Below are 7,430 nucleotides of genomic sequence, written 5' to 3'. Positions count from 1 at the left end.
TTCATAGGAAGATGAAGCTGATTCAAAGACGTGCTTATGGATTTAGAAATTTTGAAAATTATAGGTTAAGGGTTAAAGTTTTGTGTTCTTGATTAGTGCCCCCTGATTTGGGGAAGAGCCATTTGTTTTAGTGTAGATGAACGCTTTTGAAATCAGTTGAGAATATTCAAGGATTATTTATGGTACCTAGGGTGGGACTCGAACCCACACGGTGTCACCACCACCGGATTTTGAATCCGGCGCGTCTACCAATTCCGCCACCCAGGCATTTGTGCGGCCATTATAACAAAGAAATAAATTCTCACAATGGGTTTTAGCATATTATTATTGAAAAAATAGCTAATAATTTAAGAGGATTTTATGAAAAAATATCATTTTATCATTTTTAGTTTTTTTCTTGTACAATTTGCAGCTATTACTCATGCCAAGAGCTGTCCGGATCCACAAACAACCTCATTAATTCTAGGTGGTTTCGTCTGCACACAAGGATTGGGCTCGTGTCAATTTTGTGCTGAATTAGTAACTTGGCGCCACTAAATTCCATGATTTTAACCAATATGGTCTATATTATTTAATGTCATTTACTGAAATGGAGTTTCAAATGAAAAATGCTAATTTAGCTTCAATATGGGTAAATCGATTTATTGCTGTTCTTTTTTTATTGAGCAGTCCACTAGTTGGGGCATATGCAGCTTGCTGTTCAAGCCATGGAGGGGTTGCTTCTTGTAATAGTACTACTGGGGTCCAGATGTGTAAGGATGGTACAGCCTCTCCAGCATGTACTTGTAAGAAAACAAAAAGTACAACTAAAACCACCACAACTACTACAAGTACTAAAGGGTGCTGTTCACAGCATGGAGGGGTAGCTCAATGTGATACATCTACTGGCCATTTAAAATGTAAGGACGGTACACAATCTACTGCTTGTTCTTGCCATTAAGCCTATAGAACCTGACAATTTGTGGATAAGCCTTGGTGTAGCGAAGAGGAGCAAAGAAAATTTTCAGATAAAACCTGGGTGTCGCTTCGTTGCACCCAGGAATTTTTATTAGACGCTTAAATGCGACTTTCAGTGATATCAATCATCATTTGCAGGGATTTTTTAGCGTTATCGATAACCCATTGCTGATCATTTTCGGGTAATCTGTTTCTACTTCCAGTAAATTCATTGACTACATCACCTGCTTTAACTTCATTATAAGCCATTGTTTTTCCTTGTCTTAGCAAATCGACAAGCGCAACTAGATGAGGGGGATCATTACGTGACATAGTAGCACAACCACAGCCTATTCCTTTTTCATTTTCATTTTTAGGGGCTTCTGCTAGATTGACTACCTCTATATTTAAACTTTTACAGTGTTGTTTTAGATTTTCTACCATGTGATTTTCAGTACCAATGGCATAACGTTTGGTTTTGGCACGATCATGAATGACATAATCCCAGATAAACGCGGTAGATCCTGAGTGTTGTGCTACTTTAATTACTGAGTTTCGGCATTCTGGATGAACGATCGTAGTGTACCCTTGATTATGCCAATAATCACACATTTCAGGTAGATAATGTGTATGTACGGCGCATTGACTCGCGAATAATATTAATTGAGCCTCATCAAACTGTTTTAGAGTTTTTGAATCTTGGGTTGTAAGTGAATATTGAGCCCCTGCGGTTCCACCCGGCCAATAGGCTAGATTTTTTATCCCTAACCAATAAGCGACGTTTTCACCCATATGTTGATCAGGAATAAAGAGGATCTTTTTATTTTGTTTTAGTGCCCATTGAAATATTTTTTTAACATTGGAACTTGTGCAAACGGCTCCGCCTTGAGCACCAGTTAACGCTTTGACTCGACCCGATGTATTCATATAGCAAACCGGTAAAATATTCTCGGCACCATACCTTTCATTCAAATCAAGAAAAGCAGGTTCAACCATGAAATCCTTGGCAAGCATTTCCATAGTGCAACCGGATTTGGGATTGGTTATATAAACCTGTTGGTTTTTATTCGCCAAAATACTAATTGATTCAGCCATGAAATGCACGGCAGACTCGATAATAACCGATTTTTCAGGATGTTCGGCTGCCATCAATGCTAATTGATAGGAGTCACCAATAAGTCCTCCGAATTGTTCAACCAAGCGGACAATATCTCCACCCATGTAATAGTGAGCTAAAAGCAATAATCGCTCACCAAAATGATCTTGAGCTTTTTTAAGATAAGGGGTCATCCACTTCAAGACGGTCGTGAGTTTACGATCTGGAAGTGCCTGATATTCTTGGGCATAGGGAATAAATTCTTCTTGATACCAGTCAATTGGGTAATCAGTCTGGCAAATGCTCATATCATTTCTGATTTGCATTAATGTAGTTTCAGGTGTGTAAAGCGTGGAGTTCTTAAACATCTATTGTGCCTCAAATCATTTTAATGTATCGCTCAAGTATAGTGTAGCCTGGAGACAGCGAAGCATAACCCAAAGCTCATTCATGTCCAGAATCCCAGGATTCCTTGCACCGCACCCAGGCTACCTTAATCTTGTTATTCAGGTGAAGTATCCATCAGGCCAAGCTTAGCAATACTTTCTTGTGCCTCGGCATTTTTATTCGGGTAATCTTCACGGAAGTGACCGCCACGTGATTCACGCCTTGCCAGAGCTGCTCTTACAATTAATTCAGCATTGAGAATAATATTTCTTAGCTCAATAAAATCTCGAGTGATGCAATGCTTCCAATAATACTCTTCAATTATTTTTTTACGTTTCATTATTAATTGTAGTAGATCTTCAAGGCCGGCCTCAGTTCGCACTATGCCCGCATAAGATGTCATTTCTCCTCTTAAACCACGCCACTGTGCATTGATTTGGCTGGCACGCCTGGCATTGACTTCACTGGGTGCACTCCAATTAGGAATATGTTCGGAGTATTTCCATGGAGCAGAAATATCTTTTAAAGTACATCGAGCTGCATTGGAACCCATGACCAATGCTTCGAGTAATGAATTGCTTGCGAGGCGATTGGCGCCATGTAAACCGGTAAAAGCTACTTCTCCTATCGCGTAGAGTCGTTTTAAATCGGTGCGGCCATCAATGTCGGTAAGTATTCCTCCACACTGGTAATGTGCTGCTGGCACTACAGGAATCATATCCTGACTCATATCAATACCAATGGATAATAGAGTCGCATAAATTTGTGGAAAACGTTTGTTTAGGAATTCTTTGGATTGATGCGTAATATCAAGATAAACATATCCCATTTGACTACGTTCAATTTCACTAAAAATCGCCCGCGCAACGACATCACGTGTTGCCAATTCCATTTGCTCTGGGGCATAGTGTTTCATGAACCGTTCGCCTGTTTCCGCGTTTTTAAGTAAAGCGCCTTCACCACGCACCGCTTCAGAGATAAGAAAGTTATTTAAAGAGTGGTGATGCAGTAGAGTAGGGTGGAATTGGTAGAATTCCATGTTACCAACACGAGCTCCAGCCCGATATGCCATAGCAACACCATCTCCAGTAGCAACCATGGGATTGGTGGTATATCTGTAGGTTTTACCTGCGCCACCTGTTGCTAACACCACGCAGTTTGCTAGAAAGGTATGAATTTTATTTGCTGCACAATCCAGAACATAAGCTCCTAAAATCTCTCCTTGAATATCGGTACGATGTGGATGGTAGTAGGTAATTAGGTTTACCGCGACATGATGCTCAAAAAAATGAATCTGAGGCTGTTGTTGCGCGAGTTGATTCATTGTTTGGGTGATTGATAAACCAGTTTGATCGCCACAGTTAAAAATACGTCGATGCGAATGTCCCCCTTCTTTTGCAAGATGAAAGTTTCCTTTGCTATCTTGCTTAAAGTGAACATTATACTGGCCCAGTTGTTTTATCATGTCTGGGCCTTGTCGGATAATGAATTCGACGGCGGGCAAATAGCACAACCCGTCGCCGGCAATCAAAGTATCAGAAATATGTGCTTCTAGGGAGTCTTCTGCTGAAAAAACAGCGGCAATTCCACCTTGAGCATAACGACTATTGCACTCAATCGCTTCGGCCTTGCTGATTAAAGCAATTTTTATTCGGGGTTGCAGGCTGATAAGCTGTAAGCAATATTGCAGTCCTGCCAGCCCTGTGCCCATAACAAGAACATCAAATTCAAAGGTTTGCCCTTGTTGTGAGGGTGTGCTACTCATAAAAATGCCTTTACTAACTGGGTTGCCAGACCCGTATAGTTCTCTGGTGTAAGTTTGATTAATTGCTCTTTGGCTTCTTCAGGTATCGATAACTCTTGAATAAATTGCTTGAGACTTTGTTCATCAATTCCATGACCACGGGTTAACGATTTTAGCTGTTCATAGGCATTTGGCACATTATAGCGACGCATCATGGTTTGCACCGCTTCAGCCAACACTTCCCAATTTGCTTTTAAATCTTCCTGTAATGCACGCTTATTGATTTGTAATTTGTCATTACCTTTGGCTAAAGATAGATAGGCAATGAGGCTATAAGAAAAGGCCATACCTATATTCCGCAATACGGTAGAGTCCGATAAATCCCGTTGTAGTCGCGATTGAGTGAGCTTATTAGCAAAATGAATAAACAGGGCATTGGCCATCCCCAGATTTCCTTCTGCATTTTCAAAATCAATGGGATTGACTTTATGAGGCATAGTGGATGAACCAACTTCTTCTGCTACGGTTTTTTGTTTAAAGTAGCCAAGGGAAATATAACTCCAAATGTCCTGTGTGTAATCGAGCAATATGTTGTTAATACGCACCATAATTTGTGATACTTCTGCCAAACCATCATGTGGTTCGATTTGGGTCGTATAGGCATTAAAGGATAACCCCAAAGATGTAACAAAGTTCGCGCAGTGTTTGCGCCAATCTACTTCAGGATAAGCAACAATATGCGCATTATAATTGCCAACAGCACCATTGAATTTACCAGGAATCAAGACTTCACATAATTGTTGTTGTGGTCTTTTGAGACGGGCAACGAAATTGACTAACTCTTTCCCCATGGTTGTGGGGGTTGCTGGTTGACCATGTGTTCTGGATAACATAGGGACATCAGCATGCTGCTTACCAAGTAGGGTAATGCCACCCATGATTTCAGCAAGCGTAGGTTGAATGACTTGGGCGATTGCCTGCTTAACCATTAATGCATAAGCTAAATTATTGATGTCTTCTGATGTGCAAGCAAAATGAATAAATGGTGTAATTGCTTTCAAATTGGCAAGTTGCTGGAATTTGTCTTTTAGATAATATTCTATCGCTTTAACATCATGATTTGTTTGCTTCTCAAATTCTTTAATTTTAAGAGCCTCATTCTCATCAAAATTAGCAATAAGATTATTGAGGAAATCTTTGGCCTTCTGATCCAATGGGGGAACCTCAGTAATCGCATTATTAGCTGCTAAAGATTCAAGCCAGCGAATTTCTACAGTCAGGCGATAATAAATTAAGGCGAACTCACTAAAATAAGGACTCAAAGCCCGTGTTTTATTAATATAACGCCCGTCGATTGGGGAGATCGCATTTAAAGCAGTAAGAGTCATAAGTAGCTAGCCCTAATGATAAAGCACATATAATATTAGATGCGCGAGCAGATGTGAATTGAAGTAAGGAATTTTATCAGAAAATTGATATTTTTTTAATATGGTTGTGTATAATGACTTCATTTTTAAAAATGAATCGCAGCATTTTATGAAAACAATCATTGAATCATATCAAGCAGGCCTGTTTCAGAAGAAGTATTGGGTACAAAATATTATTTCCGGAATTATCGTAGGGGTTGTCGCTTTACCTTTGGCTATGGCATTTGCTATTGCTTCAGGTGTCCGACCAGAACAGGGTATTTATACAGCGATTATTGCTGGTTTAATTGTGTCAATTATGGGGGGCAGTCGTTTACAAATCGCTGGTCCTACTGGTGCTTTTATTGTTGTGCTTTCAGGTATCACAGCAAAATATGGAGTTTCTGGTTTACAAATTTCAACCATACTCGCCGGATTCATGTTGCTATTTTTTGGCCTTGCTCGTTTAGGAGGCATTATTAAGTTTATACCTGCTCCTGTGATTATTGGTTTTACTGCAGGAATTGGTGTAGTGATTTGGGTAGGGCAATGGAACTACTTTTTTGGTCTTCCGTCAGGAGGAAGTGGTCATTTTCATGAAAAATTGTGGTATTTATTACAGTCTCTCCCTCATCTCAATATAACTACAACAATTTTAGGCTTTTTCTCACTGTTTTTAGTTATTTTTTCAAACAGGATTCCCGGGTTAAAACGTGTTCCAGGCCCACTTGTGGCTCTATTGATCGTGACAGGATTACAATCGGTTTATCATTTTTCTGGAGTTGCGACTATAGGCTCTCTATTTGGTGGAATACCTCAAGGCCTACCAGAATTTAAATTACCCAGTCTGACAATCAATAGAATGATTGAGTTAATCGGCCCTGCTTTTACTATCGCGATGCTTGGTGCTATAGAGTCGCTTTTATCGGCTGTTGTTGCTGATGGTATGGCAGGGACAAAACATAATTCAAATCGGGAGTTGGTGGGGCAGGGAATAGCAAACATCTTTGCACCATTGTTTGGCGGGTTTGCTGCAACTGGCGCTATTGCTCGTACAGCGACAAATATTCGTAATGGGGGCAATAGCCCTTTGGCAGGTATAATTCATGCACTCACTTTAGTTTTAATTATTCTTTTTCTGGCGCCTTTGGCAGTGAATATACCGCTTACTGTATTGGCTGCAGTTTTGTTTGTTGTAGCCTGGAATATGAGTGAAGTAAAACATTTTATTAAATTAATACAGTGTGCTCCAAAAGCGGATGTGGTGATTTTGTTGGTAACCTTTTTTCTTACAGTATTTGTTGATTTGGTAGTCGCTGTAAATATAGGTGTAATCATTGCTATATTAAATTTTATACGGGGTATGGCTACTAGTGTTGAAGTACAGCAAATGACCTCGGAAGAGTTAGCTCATGAATTGGCTCGGCAAAATATAGAAACCTTACCCGATGGAGTGTTGGTCTATGCTGTAGAAGGACCTTTTTTCTTTGGTGCAGCAGAATCATTCCAACATGCTTTAGCAGTAACTCATACTGATCCCAAAACATTAATCATTAGAATGCGCTGGGTACCATTTATGGATGTTACTGGTTTACAAACCCTGGAAGAAATTATTGAAGATTTGCAGGAACGTAATGTGAGAGTAATTTTAAGTGGTGCTAATCCTCGTGTAGAAGAAAAACTGCGTAAAGGTGGTATTATTAAACTTTTGGGCGACGCAAATTTTCACAAAGAATTTTCTCAAGCTTTAATTGCATGTAATGCATAATCTCACTCGAACATCCAGTACTCATGCTCAGGATTAGATAATACAACCCATTTATTCTGAGCTATGGGTACTAATGTTTTCTGACAAATAAAG

General features: G+C 39.7%; 7 protein-coding genes and 1 tRNA gene. 4 read left to right on the top strand and 4 right to left on the bottom strand.

Features of this window, described 5'->3' with window-relative positions; genetic code table 11:
• A partial coding sequence (locus ELY20_RS09820; RefSeq protein ID WP_131775223.1) for a transposase occupies nt 1-92 on the top strand: 92 nt, incomplete at its 5' end.
• A gap of 88 nt (nt 93-180) precedes the next feature.
• On the opposite strand, the gene ELY20_RS09815 is transcribed toward ELY20_RS09820, so the two are convergent.
• Nucleotides 181-267 (bottom strand) — tRNA-Leu (locus tag ELY20_RS09815).
• Between the two features lie 93 nt (nt 268-360).
• On the opposite strand from ELY20_RS09815, the gene ELY20_RS16910 reads away from it, so the two are divergent.
• Entirely contained in the window at nt 361-537 is a 177-nt protein-coding gene (locus tag ELY20_RS16910; RefSeq protein ID WP_165831629.1) for a hypothetical protein, read from the top strand.
• 64 nt (nt 538-601) lie between these two features.
• The gene (locus tag ELY20_RS09810) at nt 602-940 is read left to right on the top strand and encodes a hypothetical protein (RefSeq protein WP_126955398.1); all 339 of its coding nucleotides are present in this window, start codon (nt 602-604) and stop codon (nt 938-940) included.
• A 116-nt stretch (nt 941-1,056) separates the two neighbouring features.
• Here ELY20_RS09810 and nadA read toward each other — a convergent pair whose 3' ends face one another.
• The 3 genes from nadA to purB all read right to left on the bottom strand — a co-directional run bounded on the left by nadA (nt 1,057) and on the right by purB (nt 5,551).
• Nucleotides 1,057-2,400 (bottom strand): quinolinate synthase NadA, encoded by a 1,344-nt coding sequence (gene nadA / locus ELY20_RS09805; protein ID WP_110143500.1) that lies wholly within the window; start codon nt 2,398-2,400, stop codon nt 1,057-1,059.
• Between the two features lie 134 nt (nt 2,401-2,534).
• Nucleotides 2,535-4,184 carry an L-aspartate oxidase gene (gene nadB, locus ELY20_RS09800; protein WP_110143499.1) on the bottom strand — a complete coding sequence of 550 codons (1,650 nt, stop codon included), beginning with the start codon at nt 4,182-4,184 and terminating at the stop codon, nt 2,535-2,537.
• The gene (gene purB, locus ELY20_RS09795) at nt 4,181-5,551 is read right to left on the bottom strand and encodes an adenylosuccinate lyase (RefSeq protein WP_110143498.1); all 1,371 of its coding nucleotides are present in this window, start codon (nt 5,549-5,551) and stop codon (nt 4,181-4,183) included. The genes nadB and purB overlap by 4 nt, the downstream gene beginning before the upstream one ends.
• Nucleotides 5,552-5,699: 148 nt before the next feature.
• Here purB and ELY20_RS09790 point away from each other — a divergent pair, with 148 nt between their 5' ends.
• On the top strand, nt 5,700-7,337 hold the full coding sequence (locus tag ELY20_RS09790) for a SulP family inorganic anion transporter (protein ID WP_110143510.1): 1,638 nt from the start codon (nt 5,700-5,702) through the stop codon (nt 7,335-7,337).
• Nucleotides 7,338-7,430: the final 93 nt, after the last annotated feature.

The sequence above is a fragment of the Legionella qingyii genome, from assembly GCF_003990155.1.
In the GTDB taxonomy this organism is placed as follows: Bacteria; Pseudomonadota; Gammaproteobacteria; order Legionellales; family Legionellaceae; genus Legionella; species Legionella qingyii.
The sequence above is the reverse complement of the archived record's forward strand: the minus strand, read 5'-3'. Positions and strand labels throughout refer to the sequence as shown.